20 protein-coding genes and 1 riboswitch are annotated in these 21,635 nt (G+C 39.9%); of the genes, 7 read left to right on the top strand and 13 right to left on the bottom strand.

Annotated features, from left to right (window positions below; translation table 11 throughout):
* Positions 1 to 4: 4 nt before the first annotated feature.
* The 11 genes from CD001_RS02130 to CD001_RS02080 form a co-directional block, all read right to left on the bottom strand.
* Positions 5 to 724, bottom strand: coding sequence for a DUF421 domain-containing protein (locus CD001_RS02130; RefSeq protein ID WP_096185989.1), 720 nt, complete (start codon positions 722 to 724; stop codon positions 5 to 7).
* Between the two features lie 188 nt (positions 725 to 912).
* Complete coding sequence (locus tag CD001_RS02125) at positions 913 to 2,352, bottom strand: carbon starvation CstA family protein (RefSeq protein ID WP_096185988.1); 1,440 nt, start codon at positions 2,350 to 2,352, stop codon at positions 913 to 915.
* 101 nt (positions 2,353 to 2,453) lie between these two features.
* On the bottom strand, positions 2,454 to 3,374 hold the full coding sequence (gene ilvE / locus CD001_RS02120) for a branched-chain-amino-acid transaminase (protein ID WP_096185987.1): 921 nt from the start codon (positions 3,372 to 3,374) through the stop codon (positions 2,454 to 2,456).
* 414 nt (positions 3,375 to 3,788) lie between these two features.
* Complete coding sequence (locus CD001_RS02115; protein WP_096185986.1) at positions 3,789 to 4,967, bottom strand: quaternary amine ABC transporter ATP-binding protein; 1,179 nt, start codon at positions 4,965 to 4,967, stop codon at positions 3,789 to 3,791.
* A gap of 3 nt (positions 4,968 to 4,970) precedes the next feature.
* Positions 4,971 to 5,828 carry an ABC transporter permease gene (locus CD001_RS02110; RefSeq protein ID WP_096185985.1) on the bottom strand — a complete coding sequence of 286 codons (858 nt, stop codon included), beginning with the start codon at positions 5,826 to 5,828 and terminating at the stop codon, positions 4,971 to 4,973.
* A 161-nt stretch (positions 5,829 to 5,989) separates the two neighbouring features.
* Positions 5,990 to 7,012: an ABC transporter substrate-binding protein gene (locus CD001_RS02105; RefSeq protein ID WP_096185984.1), complete on the bottom strand. Its 1,023-nt coding sequence runs from the start codon at positions 7,010 to 7,012 to the stop codon at positions 5,990 to 5,992.
* 235 nt (positions 7,013 to 7,247) lie between these two features.
* Positions 7,248 to 7,991, bottom strand: coding sequence for a class II aldolase/adducin family protein (locus CD001_RS02100; protein WP_096185983.1), 744 nt, complete (start codon positions 7,989 to 7,991; stop codon positions 7,248 to 7,250).
* 14 nt (positions 7,992 to 8,005) lie between these two features.
* A complete protein-coding gene (locus CD001_RS02095; RefSeq protein ID WP_179298575.1) occupies positions 8,006 to 8,956 on the bottom strand; it encodes a D-2-hydroxyacid dehydrogenase in 951 nt (316 codons plus the stop codon).
* Between the two features lie 268 nt (positions 8,957 to 9,224).
* Positions 9,225 to 9,713, bottom strand: a complete 489-nt coding sequence (gene queF, locus CD001_RS02090) for a preQ(1) synthase (RefSeq protein ID WP_096185981.1) — start codon at positions 9,711 to 9,713, stop codon at positions 9,225 to 9,227.
* Complete coding sequence (locus CD001_RS02085; protein ID WP_096185980.1) at positions 9,703 to 10,383, bottom strand: queuosine precursor transporter; 681 nt, start codon at positions 10,381 to 10,383, stop codon at positions 9,703 to 9,705. The genes queF and CD001_RS02085 overlap by 11 nt, the downstream gene beginning before the upstream one ends.
* A 143-nt stretch (positions 10,384 to 10,526) precedes the next feature.
* A complete protein-coding gene (locus tag CD001_RS02080; RefSeq protein ID WP_096185979.1) occupies positions 10,527 to 12,473 on the bottom strand; it encodes a di-heme oxidoredictase family protein in 1,947 nt (648 codons plus the stop codon).
* Positions 12,474 to 12,795: 322 nt separating this feature from the next.
* Here CD001_RS02080 and CD001_RS02075 point away from each other — a divergent pair, with 322 nt between their 5' ends.
* The 6 genes from CD001_RS02075 (at position 12,796) to CD001_RS02050 (ending at position 18,258) form a co-directional block, all read left to right on the top strand.
* Positions 12,796 to 13,077 (top strand): thiamine-binding protein, encoded by a 282-nt coding sequence (locus CD001_RS02075; RefSeq protein WP_257009687.1) that lies wholly within the window; start codon positions 12,796 to 12,798, stop codon positions 13,075 to 13,077.
* A 169-nt stretch (positions 13,078 to 13,246) separates the two neighbouring features.
* The gene (locus CD001_RS02070) at positions 13,247 to 13,549 is read left to right on the top strand and encodes a GNAT family N-acetyltransferase (protein ID WP_179298574.1); all 303 of its coding nucleotides are present in this window, start codon (positions 13,247 to 13,249) and stop codon (positions 13,547 to 13,549) included.
* Positions 13,550 to 13,671: 122 nt separating this feature from the next.
* Positions 13,672 to 14,031, top strand: coding sequence for a hypothetical protein (locus tag CD001_RS02065; protein ID WP_096185976.1), 360 nt, complete (start codon positions 13,672 to 13,674; stop codon positions 14,029 to 14,031).
* On the top strand, positions 13,977 to 14,789 hold the full coding sequence (yidC, locus tag CD001_RS02060) for a membrane protein insertase YidC (RefSeq protein WP_096185975.1): 813 nt from the start codon (positions 13,977 to 13,979) through the stop codon (positions 14,787 to 14,789). Before CD001_RS02065 ends, yidC begins: the two co-directional genes overlap by 55 nt.
* Positions 14,790 to 15,441: 652 nt before the next feature.
* Positions 15,442 to 17,793 (top strand): FdhF/YdeP family oxidoreductase, encoded by a 2,352-nt coding sequence (locus CD001_RS02055; RefSeq protein ID WP_096185974.1) that lies wholly within the window; start codon positions 15,442 to 15,444, stop codon positions 17,791 to 17,793.
* 115 nt (positions 17,794 to 17,908) lie between these two features.
* A riboswitch (SAM riboswitch) is annotated at positions 17,909 to 18,015 on the top strand.
* 102 nt (positions 18,016 to 18,117) lie between these two features.
* Entirely contained in the window at positions 18,118 to 18,258 is a 141-nt protein-coding gene (locus CD001_RS02050; RefSeq protein ID WP_096185973.1) for a Fur-regulated basic protein FbpA, read from the top strand.
* A 208-nt stretch (positions 18,259 to 18,466) separates the two neighbouring features.
* Here CD001_RS02050 and CD001_RS02045 read toward each other — a convergent pair whose 3' ends face one another.
* Entirely contained in the window at positions 18,467 to 19,276 is an 810-nt protein-coding gene (locus CD001_RS02045; RefSeq protein WP_407081088.1) for a DUF2935 domain-containing protein, read from the bottom strand.
* A 227-nt stretch (positions 19,277 to 19,503) separates the two neighbouring features.
* Between CD001_RS02045 and CD001_RS02040 the strand changes: the two genes are divergently transcribed.
* Entirely contained in the window at positions 19,504 to 21,150 is a 1,647-nt protein-coding gene (locus CD001_RS02040; protein WP_096185972.1) for a glutamine--tRNA ligase/YqeY domain fusion protein, read from the top strand.
* Between the two features lie 237 nt (positions 21,151 to 21,387).
* On the opposite strand, the gene CD001_RS02035 is transcribed toward CD001_RS02040, so the two are convergent.
* The coding region (locus CD001_RS02035) for a transposase (protein ID WP_179298573.1) at positions 21,388 to 21,635 on the bottom strand (248 nt) is incomplete at its 5' end.

Here is a 21,635-nt window from a genome sequence, read left to right as displayed (position 1 = left end):
TCGATTAGTGAGGCATAATGTGTTTATCCATTTTTTCATTATTCATCGAGATGTGAAGTTCATGTTTGTCATTTACTGACGCATAGAAGATCGTGTTAAGGTCATGAATTCCTCGTGCATGAAGCTGTTCAAATAACCAAACTTCATTTAAAGATAATTCTTTAAGTACGGATGAATAAACACTACCTTCGACGATGACTGGATAAGCGAGGTCAAGCGCCGTCTTTTTAATGTTTAAATCCTCTTTAAATATGGCTTCTTTTTCTCCTTTCTTTACGACACTCAACGATCCATTTGCTTCTAACACTCCTAGATGAATATCATTCACTTGAAAAATGTCTTTTTCACGAAGCATTTGCAGGAGATTATCTAGGGAAAAGCGGTTCCTTTTTAAGTTTTCCCGAATGATTTTCCCGTTGTAGACAACAATTGTCGGTTCAAACGTGATTAGTCTACCAACTTTTCGATATTTAATTTTTATGTAGGAAACGAGGCGTTGGAGTGATGCAAGTGCAATAATTGCAACCCCAGTATGAATATGGTTAATGTCTGGATCGGCAATGTCAGCACCTACAACAGATCCGAGTGTAATAGTGATGAGAAAATCAAAGATTGGCAATTGTCCGATCGCACGTTTACCCATGAAAAGAGTGATAAATAAAAGTAATGGTAAAATCGTTAAGATCCGCCCTATAACTAAAATTGAGTCGATCGCTGTATTCATTCGTTTTTATCTCCTTCTATTTATATCCAAACCACTTCTTTTATATCTTTCTACAATTTTCTGTAATTATGAACAGTCATTTTGTGTTTATTACGCTTTTTCACATAGGCATAGACTAGCGCATTAAACGTTTTTTGCTAAGAAAAAAGGATGCCCATCTGTGAGACATCCTGCTTTACATATTCATATTAAGCTGCTTTTGGGGGGATGTGGGCTTTATCCGTACGGCGATGAGAAATGATTTGTTTCGCATACCACACGAATACGAGCATTGTCAGACTACCGCCAATGATGAGTGATGGAACGTAAGGCAAGCTCAGCCCTTCAGGTGCATAAAAGATATACGTCGTAACGACTCCTGTCATAAACATGGCTGGAACGCCACAAATGAAGTGTGCCTTCCGCTGTTTTAATAAATACATCGTAGCAGTCCATAACATGACCGTTGCAACAAGCTGGTTTGTCCAACCGACGTATCGCCATAAAAAAGAATAATCAATTGTTGCAAGAAAAACGGTAGGAATTGTAACAGGAATCGTAGCAAGTAAAACTTTCTTTTTTCCGTGAATCGATTTAAACACGGTTGAAAACAATTCTGTCAGCATCATTCTTGAGGAGCGTAGTGCAGTATCACCAGTTGTAACAGGTAAAAGAATGACACCTAAAATCGCAAGAATACCTCCGAGTGTGCCTAAAAGCGTCGTAGAGATCTCATTCACGACTCCGGCAGGACCACCAGATGCTAAAGAGTCTGCTAATCCTCCTGTGCTCCCGAAAAATGTCATCCCAGCAGCAGCCCAAATGAGAGCAATAACCCCTTCAGCGACCATTGCGCCGTAAAATACTTTTCGTCCATCTGATTCCTTTTTTAACGTACGAGCGATAATCGGGCTTTGCGTACTATGAAAACCTGAAATTGCTCCACAAGAGATCGTCACCATCATGAGTGGCCATAATGGTAGCTCGTCCGGATGTAAATTTGAAAACGTTAAATTCGGAATTTGCTGTTCGGTAAAGAGTAGAGCGACAGCAATGGCAACAGCCATAAAAATGAGAACGGCACCGAAAACAGGGTAAATTTTCCCGATAATTTTGTTCACTGGCAAGATTGCTGCAATGAGAAAATAAAGAAAGATAAGTGCTAATGCAGCTAAGAAGCTAATTGATGTAATCTCAGAAATCAACTGAGCAGGTCCTGCAGTAAATGCAGCGGCAACTAAAATCATTAAAATAATGGATGTAAGGTTAATAAACACTTTCATTCCGCTCCCTAAATATTTTCCGACGATCGTTGGAAACTGTGCGCCTTTATGTCTAAGGGAAAGCATACCGGAAAAATAATCGTGAACGGCTCCGGCAAAGGTTGTTCCGAATACAATCCAAATAAAAGCTACAGGACCGTAAAGTGCTCCCATAATTGCTCCGAAAATCGGTCCTAGTCCAGCAATATTCAAAAGCTGAATTAAGCTGCCCTTCCACCAGCTCATCGGCACATAATCAATATTGTCGTTCTTTGAGTAGGCAGGTGTTGCTTGTTGATCATTAATGGCAAATACACGTTCAACGACTTTCGAATAAACGAGGTAACCAATAATAAGTAATGTAACTGCAAGTAGAAATGTAACCATCATACTCCTCCTAAATTCTTTGTTGATGCATTTGAAAAAAATGAGACGGACTCATCAGTGCCAGGCACTTTATGTTGAGTCCGTCTCGTAAGGGGGGTTAACTAGGAAACCGTTTGTGATCCGGATGCTGTTGACTTTGAAGGAGGGTAACATTGAACTCCATCACTCGTCACTAGCTTGCGAAATTCGGATAAAAGGTGGTTTGTGACTTTACCAGGTTTTCCGTCAGTGACTTTACGGCCATCAACTTCCACAACAGCGATGACTTCAACAGCTGTACCAGTTAAAAAGACTTCATCTGCTACATAAACATCATGTCGGGTAAATGGCGACTCAACTAATTCATACCCTTTTTCTTTCGCTAAATCGATGATCGCGTTCCGGGTAATCCCTTCAAGTGCCCCTAGATAAATAGGAGGGGTATAGATCGTTCCATTTTTCACAATAAAAATATTGTCTGCAGACCCTTCGGTAACATATCCTTGGTCATTCAACATTAACGCTTCGTCAACGCCAGCTTGATTTGCTTCAAGTTTGACGAGAATATTATTTAAATAATTTAATGATTTAATTTGAGGACTTAATACGTCTGGACGGTTTCTCCTGCTTGCAACAGAACCGACTTTAATTCCTTTTTGATATAGTTCTTTTGGATAGAGAGCGAGTTCTTCTGCAATGACAACGACTCGTGGCTGTGAGCAGTACGCTGGATCAAGCCCGAGATTTCCCGCTCCTCGTGAGACAACAACACGAATGTACGCACTTTGCAACTCGTTTTTCCTTACTGTCTCGACAATAATTCGTTCCATCTCCTCCTTTGTGTATGGGATGTCTAGCATAATTGATTGTGCAGATTCGTATAAACGTTTTAGATGCTCATCAAGTTTAAACACATTACCACTGTAGACACGAATCCCTTCAAACACCCCGTCTCCATATAAAAAACCATGATCATAAACGGACACGACAGCTTCTTCTTTCTTTACGAAACGGCCGCTAAGGAAAATCCATTGACTGCTCATACATAACCACTCCTTTCTGTAAAAGTTAAACGCGTTAAAGTACTAAACTAAAATTGATAAAAAAGAGAACCTTCACTGTTTAGCTTGTTTTGAAGGCACTCATTACATTGGCCAATTCAAAGACTCAAAGTAATGAATAATTGTCGACTATGATACAACTAAAAGGAGTGCGAGGTCAATAGTTAATTTGGGAAAAATCAGATTATTGTAAATTGGGCGACTTTATAAGAGCGCTTACATGAAAGTGATATAAAGATTGTTATCATGATTAAAAATTATTCGTTATGAACTGTTAAGTAGAACTGACTAAAGCGAAGAGACTGTAAAAGTCGTAAATGAGAAAGTGGGCGGAGTCTTCAAAATTATTTTGAAGACTCCACCCACCTTTTATTACAAAGGCTTTTTGCGTTTTTCTTATATTAACCCTGATAAGACATGAATTTTTAAAATAATTCCTTCGAGGCGATTATCTTCGTCAACGACAGCAATCGGATATTTAGTTTCGATTGCATCGGGAATTAAATCTTGAATGTACGTATCTTTCGATGTTGTTTTCACATCTTTTTGAAGGATTTCTTCCAATGTTTGTCCATTTTCCAACGCCTTGACAGCATCTTCAATCCCGACGATGCCGAGTAATTTTCGGTGACGATCTACGACGAATACACTGGAAATTTCATTCGTCTTCATTTCTTTAATCGCAGCTTTAAGACCTTCCTTCAAAGTTACGACAGCATTTGGTTTTTTCATGATCGTCTCTGCTTGAAGGATCTTTGAGCGGTCGATATCTTTAATGAACTCATCAATATAGTCACTCGCTGGATCGTTTAAAATTTCATCAGGAGTACCAATTTGTTCGATTTGCCCGTCTTTCATGACAGCTACGCGGTCTCCAAGCTTAAACGCTTCATTCACATCGTGTGTAATAAAAATGATCGGTTTTTGCAGGCGTTCTTGAATATCAAGTAACTCCATTTGCATTTCACGACGAATCAGCGGGTCGAGTGCGCTAAATGGTTCGTCCATTAACAAGATATCTGGGTCGTTCGCAAGTGCTCTTGCTAAACCAACACGCTGCTGCATACCACCACTTAATTCATCAGGGTACTTGTCTTCCCAACCTTTTAATCCGACGATATCAAGGTTCTTTTTCGCGATTTTTTCACGCTCGTTCTTCGGAACACCGCGAATTTCTAAGCCATATTCAACGTTACCTAGGACAGTTCGATGATTGAATAGACCGAAATGCTGGAAGACCATCGCAATTTTGTTTTGTCGAAACTTTTTTAGTTGAGCTGAATTATATTTTGAAATATCTTCGCCATCAACGAAAATACTTCCTGTAGTCGGCTTATTTAAAAAGTTTAAACAACGGATCAATGTTGACTTTCCACTGCCTGACAGGCCCATGATGACGAATAATTCGCCTTCTTTTACATCAAAAGAAACGTCATATACACCGACAGTATGATTCGTTTTCGCTAATATATCTTCTTTCGGAACACCATCTTTCACCATCGGAATAACAGATTTAGGTTTTGGGCCAAAGATTTTCGATAAATGTTCAACCGTAATTTTTACATTTTCACTCATACTTTAATGTCCCTCGTTTCTTTGGAAACGGTTTCCTATTCCATTCGTAATTCGATCGATAATGATTGCCATAAATACGATACTTATTCCAGCTTCAAACCCTCTAGCAATATCGATTCGGTTTATTGAAATGAGTACTTCTTCCCCTAATCCTTGGGCACCGATCATCGATGCGATGACAACCATGGCTAAAGCCATCATCGTCGTTTGGTTAACACCGGCTAAAATGGTCGGCATTGCTTGAGGCAATTGAACTTTTGTCAGCAAGTTCATTCTTGAAGAGCCGAAAGATTCTGCAGCTTCAACCATTTCTTTTGAAACATTACGAATCGCAAGTTCAGTTAACCGAATGACTGGAGGAACAGCATAAATCAATGTGGCAAAAACAGCGGGTACTTTCCCGAGCCCGAAGAAAAAGATCGCTGGTATTAAATAAACAAAGCTTGGCATCGTCTGCATCGCGTCTAGTACTGGTCTCATAAAGTTTGAAAAACCCCGACTATAACTCATGATAATCCCGGTAGGAATTCCGATTACTAAAGCGATAATGACGGATGTTAAGACGATCGCAAAGGTAATCATCATTAATTCCCATAATCCGAATGCTCCGACGAGGAAGATTAAGAATCCATATACAATTCCGGAACTAAGCTTTACGACACGCCAGCCGACGAAAAAGACAGCGAATATAACAAGCCACCATGGCAACCAAAGCAAGAAATTTTCAATGTTTAATAATATAACGGTAAACAGGGAGCGAATCGCATCGAAAAAGAAACCTAAGTTTTCATTTAAAAATGAAACGATTTGATCGACATATTGCCCTGCTTCAAATTTTAGTTGTTCTGGAAAGTCTATCATTCAATGTTGGTTTATATGACAGAGACTGTTAAAAAGATCCCAGATAGTTCGGAAATCTGTCTGAGTGTGAGCTTTTTAACATGCTCTACCACATTGACCTTTCACCTCACTTTAAAGAAATGAGGGCAGTCAGCCTTACTGACTAACCACCCTACTTGCCATTATTGTAACGATGCTAATACGTCTTCTGCGACTTCTTCAGGAAGCCAGTCCATCCAGATGTCCTGGTGCTCAAGCATCCACCAATCAGCTGCTTCATCGGCTTCAGCATCGTTTTCACGCATGTAAGCTAATGCTTCGTCTGTTAATGCACTACTCGTTTCGTAGTTACTCAAAAATTCAACTACTTCTGGAGCAATATCTTCTAATTCAGACCATACACCGACAACAACGTCGTTTGGAGGGAATTCTGTTCCTTTATTTTCATCCCAAATTTCTTGATCGAAAGCTGGTTCTTCAAGCAACGTTAAATCATAGACCGCTGTTACCCAAGTCGGCTCCCAGTAGTAACCAACCCAAGGTTCACCTGACTCATATGCATCTACTAATGTAGTCACAAGTGCAGCGTCTGATCCTGGTCGGAAATGGTTCATCGTATCCTCAAGACCGTACGTATGAACTTTTTCCTCAATATATTCGCTTAGAGCCCAATCAGAAGGTGCCCCATAAATACGCCCCATACCAGCTTCTTCAGGGTCTTCAAATAGATCAGGATAGTTTTTTAAGTCTTCTACCGTTCTTAAATCTGGAGCCATTGGCTCAATTCCGCGTTCTTCATCTCCTTCAATGACATATGTCGGAACGAAAAGGCCTTGTCTGTTGTCATCGAAGTTTGTTGACACTTCTATAACATCGCCAGATTCAAGTGATTCTTCCCATAGCTCTTGAATATTGTCTGTCCAAATTTCTGTATAGACTTGAATATCTCCTTGACGTAACCCTTGAATTGTCGCAGCAGTTGAACCAGTCATCACATCTGTGTCATAGCCGTAGCCTTCTTCAAGGATTCGTTGCGTAATACTGTTATGAACACGGATACTGTCCCACCCGGCATCTGCTAACGTAATCGTATCAATTTCACGATCTTCATCAGCACCGCCATTCGCATCATCACCATTTCCGCAGGCAACAGCAGTCAAGATCAATGCTGATGAGATTAAGCTTAACATCGTTTTCTTTTTCATTACGTAAATTCCTCCATCGTATTTAATGTATATCTATTATATTTTCGAGTTTCACAAGTTTTAATTATTCATGAATTCTCTGACAAAGACAACTGTGCTAAGACAAGATTATTTGTTGTGTCACTATCTGAGTACAGAGCAAGTGTGGAAAACCGTGTATTATCGCCGTTTTTCGACAAAAATGCTCTTGATTCGTAAAGAATTGAGCACAGTTAGTCTGAAATCTGTACTGAAATTATTTCAATAAATCGGGCTGTTCTCTAACAATGCGGTCATAAAGAGGCTTAAAATCTTCTTTTGCAGATTCAGGTGTTCCGACTTGTGAATGTGTATGTTTTGCATATTCTGGATCGATCGAAATCGGAGAACCTGCACGATCTGCTAACATTTGAACTTGACAGGAACGTTCCATGGAAACGAACCACCACACTGCTTCATCAATCGTTCCGCCAACAGTCAAAAGGCCATGATTGCGGAGTATAACAGCTTTTTTGTTGCCAAGCGTGTCAGCCATTCGCTGTCCTTCTGACTTTTCATATACGACGCCGGTATAGTCGTTAAATAACGCGTGATCTTCGTAAAAAGCACATGCGTCTTGTGTTATTGGATCCAACAATTTTCCAAGTGTAGAAAATGCTTTTCCGTACACTGAATGAGAGTGAGCTGCTGCATGGACATCCGGGCGAGCCTTATGAATTTCTGAATGAATGGCAAATGCAGCGCCGTTCACTTCACCATCGCCGTGCTGGATATTTCCGTCTTCATCAAGCATAAGTAAATCTGAAGCTTTAATTTGGCTGAAATGGATGCCGTATGGGTTTACCCAGAAACAATCTTTATATTTAGGATCACGGACTGTGATATGGCCAGCTGATCCGTCGTCAAAACCAAATCTTGAAAATAAGCGGAATCCAGCTGCTAACCGCTGTTTTAATTCTAATCGTTGTTGTTCTACAGAATGTGTAAGGTTTTTCTTCATAATATGAATTCCTCCTAATACCCTTCATCAAGGCTGATTTCGAACTGCAGGTTTTTATTCTTTAAAAATGCGTCGTATTGTTTTTCAAAAATGTCTAGGCAGCGCTTAATGTAGTGTGGTGATTTTGCCGCAATGTGCGGGGTAATAAATAAACGGTCGATGCCCCAAAGGTCGTGGTTAGGATCTAAAGGTTCTTCATCAAACACATCTAACACTGCGCCTCCAATTGTTTTGTTTAATAGTGCTGTTTTTAATGCTGTATCATCGACAAGCGGTCCTCTTCCTAAATTTATAAATAAGGCATTCTGCTTCATTTTTGTAAATTCTGCTGTGGAGAAGCAGTGTTTAGTCTGATCAGTTACCGGCATTGTCAAAATAATGTAATCGCACCGTGGAATGACATGTTGTCGATTGGCTAACGTTTCCATTTCGTGAAAAGGTTCACGAATACGTCCGGAACGATTTACCCCGATGACGTGCATACCCATGAGCTTACATTTCGTTGCAATCGCTGAACCTACTTCACCTGCCCCGAATATTGCTACTTGTTTACCGGATAATTCTTCAATTGTTGCGGTTGTATCCCAATGTCTCTTCTCTTGATTTTTACGCAAGACTTCTAGTTTTAAGGAGTGTCTTAACATCACCCCTAGAGCAAACTCTGACATCGGAATTGCGTGAATGGTTTTCATATTCGTTAACTTGATGTTCCGCTTATTAATAGCCTCTAAAGGCAGCTTTTCTGCTCCAGCTTGAAATAGCTGAATCCACTTCAATTTTGGGAGCAGTTCAAGGTTTTCTAGTGATAACTCATCACCATATGTAATGAGAATATCTACGTGTCCAAGTTGTTCCTCTTTTAACGTGTCAATAGAGGGAGAATAGATTACTTGTCTGTCGGCACAAATATTTTGTATTTGGTTAAGTTCTTTGTTTTTTATGTCTTCAAGAGTGACTAAGATCAATTTTTCACCTCCATTCGACTTTTTTCGAGCTTTTTCAAAGTATACATAGTTTAACGGAAATTTCAGAAATGCACAAAATTGAAACAATTAAATAATGAATAAAATATGATCTTCAGCGTGTATTAGCACTTAGATCCTAGCATATTGTTATAAATCGTCTGCTATTGAACGATATGCTGTGAGCTTATATGGGGAATGAAGGAAGGAGGAGACAAAAAACACCGTACAAAGAAGGAGATACAACTTTGTACGGTGTTGATTGAAAGAATTATCGGTTGTCGACTTTCTCTGGATAAAGGTCATGCTGAAGAAGTCGCTGTTCAGCAAATTTTTCCCACTTTGTTCCTGGCTTTCCGTAGTTTGTATATGGGTCAATCGAAATTCCACCGCGTGGTGTAAATTTGCCCCATACTTCGATATAGCGCGGGTCCATGAGGTCGACGAGATCATTTAAAATAATGTTCATGCAATCTTCATGGAAGTCGCCATGGTTTCGAAAGCTGAATAAATAAAGCTTTAGTGATTTGCTTTCTACCATTTTTTTATCCGGAATGTAGCTAATATAAATCGTTGCAAAATCAGGCTGATTCGTCTTCGGACAAAGGCTCGTAAATTCTGGACAATTAAACTTTACGAAATAATCACGATAAGCGTGACGGTTTTCAAAGCTTTCTAGTACAGATGGATCATAGTTAAAGCTATATTGAGTACCAGCTTCACCTAAAAGAGAAACTTCTTTACTGCGGTCATGAGACATCGGTGACAGCCTCCTTATTCGTCTTTATTGATGTTTTATTTAACCATTTCACGGTCAAATAAATAAATGGTGTATCTGCTATTGCAAAGAGTAGTTTGACAACGTATTGCGTTCCGATCATCACAAGAATTGCCGAAAATGGCATTGTTCCATAAAAGGCAACAAGAACGAAAATGATCGAATCAAGCAGCTGGCTTGCTAACGTACTTGCATTGTTTCTCAGCCACAAATGTTTACCCTGTGTCATTTCTTTTATTTTGTGAAAAAGATGGACATCAAACAATTGGGAAATGCTGTACGCTAACAAGGAAGCTGCAACGATACGTGGTACAGCGCCTAAAATTACTTCAAACTCTTCCTGCATCGGCCAATATCCTGCGGGTGGCAGCATAATCGCAATATAGAAAAACCCGATCATAAGCACGTTCGTTAATAACCCGATGAGGACGACTCGTCTTGCAGTCATTTTGCCATATACTTCAGAGATCGAATCTGTAATTAAAAAAGTAAGTGGATATGTGATAATTCCTGCAGTTAATACGATACTGCCAATCGTAAATAACTTAGCAGAAATAACATTTGAAACAAATAAAGCGGTAAAAAAGATCGCGACAAGCAAGATCAGCTTACTTTGCTTATCATTTGTATTGACACCTATTGAATTGTTCATTATGAATCATCTCCTAGTTTTCGTTTATATAGCGAAGGAGGGTCTCGAACTCCGCTAACTAAAACACTCTACCATAAATCATAAAAAAATCAATAGCTAAGCACAAATTGTGCGGGACCTGGTCCCGCACAATTTTGTGAACATTACTCTTCAATTGAGGTGCGTGTCATGAGGTAGTCGATCAGTGCTTCTCTTTCTGCTTCTGTAAAGCCTGCTTTTTCATCTACCCAATATTCGTGCCCTTCACCTGTCACGTGAACGTGCTGCAATGAAGGATCTTGTTTATTGGCTTCAATGACCTTTTGCCGGAGGTTACGGTCTACGAGTGCACGTAAGCTGTTGCGTGCGTCAGGGTCGATGGCTTTGCGTAATGTTCCTGGAATGCCTAAGTCTTTTGATTCGTCTGGTCCGACTGAGACCCCGCCATCATGCAAATATGGAGGTGACCACGCAAGCCCGATCAATCCTTTTACTTTATAACCGCCTTCGTTTCCTTGTGCTAATGTGAGATTTAATTGCTCTCGATCGAGCTTATCTGTTGGCACTTTAATCTTTTTTGCCCCGTTTGGAATAGGGACGGGTGTATCCGGTGTATAAACCCACGGCTCTTCCATGATTTTCACCGTATCCCGGAATGCTTTCGCCCTTGACTTTTCGGTTTTTAATTCATCTACAGGGATCACCTGGTTATTCGTATAAGCTTCTCCGGCATGACAAGACGCACATCCTGCTTCGTTAAACACTCTTTCTCCTTCAAGAGAGCTGCTTTCTGCTCCCCTAGCTTGCGATGGTGGTCTTAATGTATTTTGATAGGCAGATAGTGCGTTTATTTGTTCTCCGAAGTGGTACCCAGGTGAATTAATGACAGTTCCGTTAGGTGAAAACAATGATATTTTTGGAAAGTGTGGTGGCTTGACCATCTCATTCACCCCAGGAACTTCTGGAGTATCATCGACTTTAGCAAAAAATTCAGATGGTTTTTCTCCAGATTGAGGATCATAACGATGCTCCTCATCAGCTGCATTTTGCAAAATGGTTCCAATATACACTTCTTTGTCAATATCAAACAGTTCATTACTTTGCTCATATTGAGCGAGTAAGTCTGAGTTTTGCGCATGAACATTATTATTTAAAGAACTCAACCCTTTAAATGGTCCAATTGTAGCAAATCCATTCCAACCATACGGGTGATCTTCAAGTGTAAAAGAATCAGGGATTTGCGTCGGGTTACTTTCTAAATCTATCGTAGAGTCGAAGGTTCCTTTCGGCCAGCTTGCTATTGTCTGGTCCACATCAGCTTCGATTTTTTCTGGATCAGGCAACGGCTCGTCGCCTCCTTTACTCGTCTTCACCGTTCGTTTTTGATCATTGATATAAGCTTCTAATACTTCGACCTCCGTATTTGGAAAAAAGGCAGTTGTATTAGGTGCCAAAGCGAGGAGCATCCCGGCATTAAAATTATTGTTCGGTGCTCCTTCAACGACTTTTCCGGTATCACGGTCAACGGTCGCGTGGCACGAGGCACAGCTCGCTCCAACTCGTACTTTCCCTTTTGAATAGCTGACTGGCATTCCTAAAGGTGTATATGCCCCTTTTGGAACATCTAATCCTGTGTCAATTAATTCTCCTTTTTTATACGTTTTATCACCAATTGTGACGTCTTTATCGAGTTCAACTTGTAAATTGTTTGTTCCTTGTCCCCGTAACTTTATTAAAGCCTTCATCATCTTCGGAAGAGTAATTCCTCCATCGATCACACCTAGAACATCTGTCATATATTCTTCATTATTGAAAGTCTCTTTATAAAATTGTTCCCGTCCAAATTGAATGAATTCTTCATCAACTCTAACAGCCCCTTCGTCAGGAGACAGCTGGTGACTATCGATATTTGAATGGGCGAGCGATGCAGACTCATCCAAAGGAACTCGTTCACCCCACACATCATAGCCATCGAAAAAGCCACGTTGATCATTCAATAGTTCACTTTCATCAGGGATGTATGCATACTCAAACTCTAATTGTGAAAGGACAACGACAGCAATAATACCGACAAAAACAATACTACCGACAATCCACCAACGCTTTTTCATTACTAAAACCCCTTTCTATCAAGCATGATCAAAAGCTACATAAAACATCTATCCCTTAACATCCACCCAACCACCCAAAAATATTCGGGTACCAGGTCCCCGAACTTTTCGGTGAATGGGTTGACTTTTGGGGAGAGGTTGATCTAATGAGGACGTTTCGAAGTACTATGTGTGATTTCGAAGCTCTATGTGTGGATATACCACTTCAATGAGTGAACTGTACAACCTTATGTGTGTGCGATTGTATTCAAGGTTGGTTAATTGAATGTTTAATTTTCATTTTGAAAAGGAACGAGAATAGCAAACGTTGAATGGAGGGTGAATGATGACAACAGTAATGGCTGGTTTTCAAGTGCTGCCAAATGGAAAGGATATGGAAACGAATGGGATCTTGCCTCATATCGTCAAGGTCATTGAAGATTCAGGGTTAAAGCATGAGGTTGGACCGATGGAAACAGTCGTTGAAGGATCGATGGCAGACGTATTGACGCTGCTTGAAAAAACTCAAAAGATTGCAATCGAAGATGGGGCAACTGAAGTAATCACAAATGTAAAATTACACTACCGTCCAGAAGGAATAAGTATTGAAAATAAAGAGCAATAGAAATGGGCACGTATTAATAAAGTAAATGACGAGCAGTACCTTTTAAAAAGGGTGCTGCTTTGTTTTTTTTACTATTAAGAATTTATAAAACCTATCGATGACCCTACAACTAAAACTAAGACTTACTTGCAAGTATAGGAGCATCTAGATTCACATTTCTTGGCCATCAGTGGAACAATTTTTAAAAAATGGAGTTGGATATTGTATCATTGAGAACGGTACAATCGCAAGTTGGTGCTTATCTACATTTGCAGTAGACGACCAGATTGAACTAGCGGTAATAACAGAAGAAGATTTTCGTGGAAAAGGTTATGCTAAACAAGTTGCTTTCGCGTGTATAAAGTACTGTCAAGAAAAGCGAAAACAGCCGCTATGGAATTGTGATGATGAAAACGTCTCATCGATTGTCGTTGCTGAAGGAGTCGGATTTAAAAAGTCTTTAGATTATGACGTATTTAAAATAAACGTATAGTATACGAATTGGCTGTTAAAATATTTCCAAATTGCTTGATCTATTTGACTTTGCTCTAGAAATGACCGAAGATAGAGGAAGCAGATTAAAAAAGAGACATATATAAAAGGAGGTGAATACAGATGCTATTCGAATTATTTCATGACATGATTCCATTATTGTTTTCAATGAGTATCTTTTTGACCATTGTCGGCTTAAAGGTTGCTGAGTATTTAAAAGTATCATATTTTATAAAGCAGCGCATGCTGACAAAAAGAAGTTTACAAACGGTAGAACTCGCTCAGCCTGCAAATTCAGATGCAGAAAATTGTTTACATCAGCGGCAAGCTTGGCTTACGTGTATGACAAAACGAAAGGATGCCCCTGAAGATGATGACGACTATCGTTCCTCCGCGTTTATTCACTTCGAAAAACAAGGAGGACAACAATGGAACAATCATCTGTATTCACATTCTTTAAACGCTTTGGCATTCTCGCGATAATCGTTAGTTTATTATTTTTAAGCGGCTGTCAAGCATCATCTGAGCCAATCGATGCAAATACTGCAGGAGTTTTTAATCATTACGTCGTATATCCGTTTTCGTACTTGATTAAGTTTTTTGCAAGCTTATTTGACGGAAATTATGGCTTGTCAATAATTTTAATGACATTAATTATTCGAGTAGCTCTTATGCCGCTTATGATGAAGCAGTATAAAAATCAGACGATCATGCGTGAAAAAATGAGCGTTATTCAGCCAGAAATGAACGACCTGAAAGAAAAATATAAAGATAAAAAAGATCCAGAAAGCCAGCAAAAATTTCAAAGGGAAATGATGCAGCTTTATCAAAAACACAACTTTAACCCAATTGCATCAATGGGTTGCTTACCGATGCTCATACAATTTCCGATTCTTATAGGCTTCTATTATGCGATCATGAGAACGCCGGAAATTGCGGAACATTCATTCCTTTGGTTTAGTTTAGGTGACACGGACTTCATCTTACCGTTCATAGCTGGAGCTGTATACTTGGTCCAATTTAAAATCTCGCAAATTGGAATGGACAGCCAGCAGCAAAAGCAACTCGCAGTATTAGGATATATCACTCCGGTCATCATGGGGATCTTTTCATTCAGTGTCCCGGCAGCATTACCACTCTATTGGAGTGTCGGGGGGCTATTCTTAATCTTACAGACACTTATTTCAAAAGCTGTCTACAAACAAGGACAAACTGTCGGAGAAACCGTCAGTCAAAAATAAACCGGAGCGAAAGTCGGCCATTGCAGTGGTCGGCTTTTTCTTTTTAAATATCATCATGTACTCGAAAGAACGCGAGGCGGCGACTCAACGGGAAAAGCAATCTTCATCTATTCTTGCAACGAGTAATCGCAGGAGCGGAAAATCCCTTAGGTACACACAGTGTGGCACCTAGGAAGTTGTGGTAGTGCCGACTGCAAAGAAGACACTACGAATGCAAACGAAGTGCAGCACGAGTAGATGTCGCACTTGTGCGCTGGAGTGATAGTGTAGACCTATAGCGATTTTCGAATTCTATGTTTTGGAGGATAAAGGAGGTACAGAAAAAGGGAATCTAAGTACATTTCCTTCCAGATTCATTCAGGTCAGGCACGCACATATAAAATCAGAATGATACGAGCACAAATCCAGCTCTACCTCCCTCATATTTATGAATTGATGTTATAATATGAATGAATGCTATGAAATAGTTAATTTTACCAAACTTAAAAATGTAAGCGCTTTAATTACGTTTGACAATAAGATGACACAACGTGAATAATGACTTTCACCAAAAGAGTTGAACGAAAGCATACGAGTTTCTAGGCATGTACTATTCGCTTGTTGAGAAGCTTTTTAGCGAGCAGCTAAGTTTTGTTTAGAGGAGGAATATTCAATGGGGAAAACAGAGCACCGGGGACCGATGAAGCTTCCCAAATCACCTGATCCGAAGCATTGGGCAAGCTGGGTCCCTTTTGGACTTGGAAAGGTGAAGCCGAAACATATTCGAGATACAGCAAAAGTCGTTTGGGAAAATAAAGATAACTTGCCTTATGCGACAAGAATTTTAACACAAGGTGTTTGTGACGGTTGTGCTTTAGGAGTTGCAGGGCTGAAAGATCAGACGCTTGCCGGACCTCATATATGTACAACAAGGCTGAATGTATTACGTTTAAATACGATGCCTGCTATAAAAGAAAAAACGCTCCACCAAAATATCGATGAGCTAAGAAAGCTGAGCAGCTCAGAACTCCGTCAGCTCGGAAGAATACCTTATCCGCTGTCACGCAAGCCAGGAGAAAAGACGTTTACGAGAATTTCTTGGGATGAGGCGTTAAACCGTATTTCAAATAAAATAAACACAATCGACCCGAAGCAGCTTGCTTTCTTTTTAACAGCAAGAGGTATTACAAATGAATCCTATTATGTAGCAGGAAAAGTGGCAAGGTATCTCGGAACGAACAACATTGACAACGCATCTCGAATCTGCCATTCACCGAGTAAAACAGCGTTAAAGCGTTCACTAGGCATTGGTGCATCAAGCTGTAACTATCAGGACTGGATTGGGACAGATGTCCTCGTATTTTGGGGGTCAGTCGCAGCGAATAACCAGCCAGTTTCAACGAAATATATGTATGCAGCGAAACGGAAAGGGACAAAAATTATCGTCATTAACCCTTACCACGAGCCGTCGATGGATAAATACTGGGTTCCATCCGTACCAGAAAGTGCATTGTTCGGGACAAAAATGGCAGATGATGTTTATCAAGTTAACATCGGTGGAGATATTGCATTTATGAACGGAGTCATGAAGCATTGGTTCGAAATGGAAAAACAAGAACGAGGATCAGCCATTGATCATCAGTTCATTAATGAGCATACGAAAGGTTATCAACAACTAAAAGAGCATGTTCAAAGACAAAAGTGGGGAACGTTAGAAAAGTCATCAGGATTAACGAAAGAGCGAATGATGGAATTTGCGAAGCTGCTCGCGAAGTCGAAAAGCGGGGTCTTTGTCTGGTCGATGGGCTTAACACAACACAGGTTCGGGACCGATAACATTTCACAAGTTGCAAATCTTTCAATGCTGAGAGGCTTTCTAGGCCGGAAAAATTGCGGTGTCATGCCAATTCGCGGACACTCAGGTGTACAAGGTTCAGGTGAAATGGGAGCAGACCCATTCGTCCTCCCGGGAGGGGACTTTGAACCAAAAAATAAAAAACGAATCGAAAACATATGGAACTTCGACATTCCGGACTGGCAAGGAGACATTGTCGGGGTATCACTGGAAAATGCGATGCTGCCAGAGGAGCATGAACGAAAGCTGAAAGTATTTTACACGTCGGGCGGGAATTTTTTAGAGACGATGCCAAACCCAGAATTTATTAAAGAATGTTTAGAAAATGTCGACATACGTGTTCATCAAGACATTATTTTGAATACGTCGACACTTGTAGATGCAAAAGAGGAAGTGATCGTCCTGCCCGCGATGACTCGATATGAACAGCCTGGTGGAGGAACGTCTACTTCGACCGAACGGATGGTTTATTTTTCACCTGAAATTGAAGGTCCAAGAATCGAAGAAGCACGATCTGAATGGGAGATTTATGTAGACCTTGCTAAGCGTGTAAAGCCGAACAGCAGTGATATGATTGACTTCAAGACGTGTAAGCAAATTCGTGAAGAAATTGCACTTGCTCACCCGAAATACGAAGGCATTCAACATTTGAAAAATAAAGGTGATGTCTTTCAATGGGGCGGAGCGTGGTTATGTGAGGATGGCTTTTGTCCGACAGAAGATGGACGAGGTCAATTGCTGCCGGTTGAGCTTCCGGAACTTCGTAAACCAGAAGGGCATTTTTATGTAACAACGAGGCGTGGAAAACAGTTTAATTCAATGATTTATGATCAAAGGGACCCAAACAATAATGCAGATCGGTATGACGTGTTAATAAATGAAAAAGATGCAAAACAGATAGGGATTACTGAAGGGGAAGCGATCGTCGTTTACAACAAGTATGGTACGTTTCATGGGCGAGCAAAATTCGATCGAACTAAAATGGGAAATATCTCTGTTTACTGGCCGGAAGGAAACGTTCTTATTCCAAAAGGAGTTTACGAGCAATTTGCTGGAATTCCAGAATATAATACAGCAGTAATCGTCGAAAAAGCCGAAACATTTCATGCGCAAAAGGATACGAAGTATGTAGAGAGAAGAATTGAAGAGTTAGAGACAGAAATTAGCTAGATCACAGACGATATTTGTCGAATGATGTGGTATAAAAATCTATTTTTATCATGGTCGTTTGATTGACATTAGCATTTACATGAATTATCGTAGATATAGACAAATATATACTTACTTCTTATTAAGAGAGGTGGAGGGACTGGCCCTTTGAAGCCTCGGCAACGGATTTTCGAAAAAGAAAACACCGTGCTAATTCCTGCGGCACAAGCCGGAAAATGAGAAGAGTGGTTATGAATAGACGATGTAAAAGAACCCTCTTCTTGCAAGAAGAGGGTTTTTATTGCCCTCTTTTGTGGAATAACTGTTCAAGGGAGGAAAAGCAACATGGAACAAGATCAACAGGAAAGAAAAGAGAAAATTATTGAAAAGCTGCTCGCATTAGGTATCTATAAAATTGAAGATACACAATTGTATAAGCTGCCGATAGAAAAGCTGGAACGTGAATATAAAAGTAAACAAAATTAACAGATAAGCTATCAAAGTGCTAGGCACAGAAGAACCAGGCACCAAACTGCCAAGATGCTAGAAATTGAGCTTGTTTTGTAATCTTTAACAAGATGTTTTAATAGAAGTATGAACGTTTCTATCCAATAAAATAAGACTCATAAGTGTGCTTTTAATCCAATCTAAAAACTGCATGTTGGAATTCAGCCAGCCACTTATGAGTCCTTCGTTAGTCTTCTGTTCTTGGTTTCGTAGGGTCACAATCCGGCATGTTCACTGCATCAGTCGTTTCAGCTAATTTCATTAAATAATAACATTCTTCTCTAAACATATGGTCTGCCATGAGCGGTGTGAACGTACTAAGTGTTTCCTTTGTTAATTCCATTTCCTCAAGCTCATTTAAGAAACTTTTGAATAAAACGAGTTCAAGTTCTATATCACGGTGGAATTTTTTTAGCGCAGGAAATTGCGAAACATTCGCTCTTAGGAAACCGGCCATTTCGACTGCTTTTATATAAAATTCTTCCCACTCGTCTTTAAATTTGTCACTTTTTTGGCGAAGGTCATATTCAACGTGATCCATATCACCGCTAATTGCTGCGGCATGGCCAGCTGCATCAAGAAGCCAAATTAAGTCATGGTGAAGAGGATGGACCTTAGGAGGTCGTTCTCCTTTCACATAATATGAAAACAGCCTGAGTGCTTCGTCTAGCTCATTCACCATATGATTTAAAAACGATGGCGGAAGGTTAATACTTATATCCCCAACTAAATGTTCCCGTATGATCGATAGTTTAAATTCCCTCAGTCTTTTCGTTTCTTCATTTGCTTCATTTAACAAAGCCATTAATGCCTCGTTATCTAGCTGCTGTCTTGATCGGTTTAACAAATCATCAAAAATATTTATAAACTGTTCAGCGTCTTCGGCATACTCCCTTTCACGAGGGGATAGTGAGTTATAAATAAACCGGCTGTGATCTCCTAAAATTTGCATCCAAAATTCTAATTCAAAGATGATCTCCTCACGCAATTTTTTCACCCTTTCACATCAAAGTAACATCCATTATTGATTCTATGATGCATCAGAATGATTCATGAATGAATCAGCTATCATTGACTCATAATGGAGAATATGCCACCGTAAAAGAATGGGAAGGAAATATTCTGTACGAAATATACTTGATGCATGGATATATAGCATTATTTATGATATAACAACTAGTATGAGAAACGCGCGAAATCTGCCGGTAAGAAAGGTGAATTATGATGACAGAAAACAATCACACATCATCTAACTTTATAAAACATATCGTAAAAAAAGATTTAGAAACGGGAAAACGGGATGAAGTCATCACAAGATTTCCTCCAGAACCAAACGGGTACTTACATATTGGCCACGCAAAGTCGATTGTGTTGAACTTTGAATTAGCTGATGAATTTAACGGGAAAACAAATCTTCGTTTTGATGATACCAATCCTTTAAAAGAGGATAAGGAATTTGTTGACTCAATTAAAGAAAATATTGCATGGTTAGGGTATGAGTGGGACGGACTGCATTTCGCATCAAATTATTTCGGTGAAATGTATGACAGAGCCGAACTGCTTATTAAAAAAGGACTTGCTTACGTAGAGGATCTATCCCAAGAGGAGATTCGTCAATACCGAGGTAATTTAACAGAACCAGGGAAAGAAAGTCCATCAAGAAGCCGTTCTGTTGAGGAAAATTTAACATTATTTGAGCAAATGAAAAATGGCGAATTTGCTGATGGTGAAAAAGTCCTTCGTGCCAAAATCGATATGAGCTCACCTAATATTAATATGCGTGACCCGGTTTTATACCGAATATCTCATACGACTCATCACAATACAGGAGATGAATGGTGCATTTATCCGATGTATTCTTTTGCTCACCCTCTCGAGGATGCAATCGAAGGTGTAACACACTCAATTTGTACACTTGAGTTTGAGGATCAACGTCCCCTTTATAATTGGATAGTTGAAAACTGTGAAATGGATGTACAGCCACAGCAAATTGAGTTTGCGCGATTAAACTTAACGAACACGGTCATGAGTAAACGGAAACTAAAGCAGCTCGTTGATGAAAACTATGTAGACGGCTGGGATGACCCAAGAATGCCGACGCTTGCAGGTTTGCGACGCCGAGGCTATACACCGGAATCGATTAAACAATTTTGCCGTGAAATCGGTGTTGCTAAAGCGGACAATATCGTTGATGTGCGAATGCTTGAGCACTTTTTAAGAGAGGATTTGAAACTGAAAGCACCGCGGACGATGGCTGTATTGCATCCGTTGAAAGTAGTCATTACGAATTACCCTGAAGGGGAAGTAGAATGGCTCGATGCTGATATTAACCCAGAAAACGAGGAAATGGGAAAACGGAAAATTCCATTTTCACGTGAAATTTACATTGAGCAAAGCGATTTTATGGAGAACCCACCGAAAAAATATTTCCGACTTTTCCCTGGTAATGAAGTTAGGTTAAAGCATGCGTACTTTATTAAATGTCATGATGTCATTAAAGATAATGAAGGAAATGTTGTTGAAATTCATTGTACGTACGATCCAGAAACGAAAAGCGGAACTGGTTTTACGGGACGTAAAGTAAAGGGGACATTGCATTGGGTCGAGGCTTCACAAGCGAAAGAAGCTGAATTCCGTTTGTATGATTCACTTATTTTAGATGAAAATGGTAATGATTTTCTCGATCAGGTAAATCCGGATTCATTAGAAATCACAAAGGGATACGTTGAACCGAATATGTCTGATGCTAAGCCTGAAAATAAATTTCAATTTTTCCGACACGGTTACTTTAACGTAGATCCGAAAGAAACGAAGGATGATCAGCTCGTATTTAATCGGATCGTTGAATTAAAAAGCTCATTTAAACTGTAGTAGTGCTAACGTTTAAAGTAAACGGACATAGGTCCACCATGTCCGTAAACATGCGAAAAATAGGTGCTTTATTCAACATAACGGAATCAGTGTCCGCACAATAAAAGCTTTCATTCACACGAATGAAAGCTCAGATTGTCGAGAAACCCACACTTTTTGAGAAGTGCGGGTTTCTCTTTATTATTTTCGTCAGAAGAATTTGCTCACCCTATGGTGAAGAATGGCCGAAACCACCTCTTAGCTCGCTGAGAGGTGGTTTGCGATCTTTTTTATGTTCTGTGCTGCCGCTGTCATCAACGCTTGTTCTGATGCGCCCTTTAAGCTGCGTAACCGGCAGTAGCGAAGCCCGTGGAGCTGTTTGGCATCCGCGAAGCTTCGCTCAATGGTTTCTTTTCTTTTTTTATAGAGGAATTTCCCTGTTGCGGAAAGTCTATGCTCTCTCACTTTTTCCTTACTGTCTTCCCATACATGCCTTGTGAGAACTT

The sequence above is a fragment of the Evansella halocellulosilytica genome, assembly GCF_002335745.1.
Lineage (GTDB): Bacteria > Bacillota > Bacilli > Bacillales > Salisediminibacteriaceae > Bacillus_CA > Bacillus_CA halocellulosilytica.
The sequence above is the reverse complement of the archived record's forward strand: the minus strand, read 5'-3'. Positions and strand labels throughout refer to the sequence as shown.

Coding starts and splice junctions, on each gene's coding strand:
- ilvE (WP_096185987.1), bottom strand. CDS start 3,374: ATGAGCAGTCAATGGATTTTCCTTAGCGGCCGTTTCGTAAAGAAAGAA.
- CD001_RS02125 (WP_096185988.1), bottom strand. CDS start 2,352: ATGGTTACATTTCTACTTGCAGTTACATTACTTATTATTGGTTACCTC.
- queF (WP_096185981.1), bottom strand. CDS start 9,713: ATGTCTCATGACCGCAGTAAAGAAGTTTCTCTTTTAGGTGAAGCTGGT.
- CD001_RS02040 (WP_096185972.1), top strand. CDS start 19,504: ATGACAGAAAACAATCACACATCATCTAACTTTATAAAACATATCGTA.
- CD001_RS02075 (WP_257009687.1), top strand. CDS start 12,796: ATGATGACAACAGTAATGGCTGGTTTTCAAGTGCTGCCAAATGGAAAG.
- CD001_RS02080 (WP_096185979.1), bottom strand. CDS start 12,473: ATGAAAAAGCGTTGGTGGATTGTCGGTAGTATTGTTTTTGTCGGTATT.
- CD001_RS02130 (WP_096185989.1), bottom strand. CDS start 724: ATGAATACAGCGATCGACTCAATTTTAGTTATAGGGCGGATCTTAACG.
- CD001_RS02050 (WP_096185973.1), top strand. CDS start 18,118: ATGGAACAAGATCAACAGGAAAGAAAAGAGAAAATTATTGAAAAGCTG.
- yidC (WP_096185975.1), top strand. CDS start 13,977: ATGGAACAATCATCTGTATTCACATTCTTTAAACGCTTTGGCATTCTC.
- CD001_RS02110 (WP_096185985.1), bottom strand. CDS start 5,828: ATGATAGACTTTCCAGAACAACTAAAATTTGAAGCAGGGCAATATGTC.
- CD001_RS02055 (WP_096185974.1), top strand. CDS start 15,442: ATGGGGAAAACAGAGCACCGGGGACCGATGAAGCTTCCCAAATCACCT.
- CD001_RS02105 (WP_096185984.1), bottom strand. CDS start 7,012: ATGAAAAAGAAAACGATGTTAAGCTTAATCTCATCAGCATTGATCTTG.
- CD001_RS02085 (WP_096185980.1), bottom strand. CDS start 10,383: ATGAACAATTCAATAGGTGTCAATACAAATGATAAGCAAAGTAAGCTG.
- CD001_RS02115 (WP_096185986.1), bottom strand. CDS start 4,967: ATGAGTGAAAATGTAAAAATTACGGTTGAACATTTATCGAAAATCTTT.
- CD001_RS02065 (WP_096185976.1), top strand. CDS start 13,672: ATGCTATTCGAATTATTTCATGACATGATTCCATTATTGTTTTCAATG.
- CD001_RS02100 (WP_096185983.1), bottom strand. CDS start 7,991: ATGAAGAAAAACCTTACACATTCTGTAGAACAACAACGATTAGAATTA.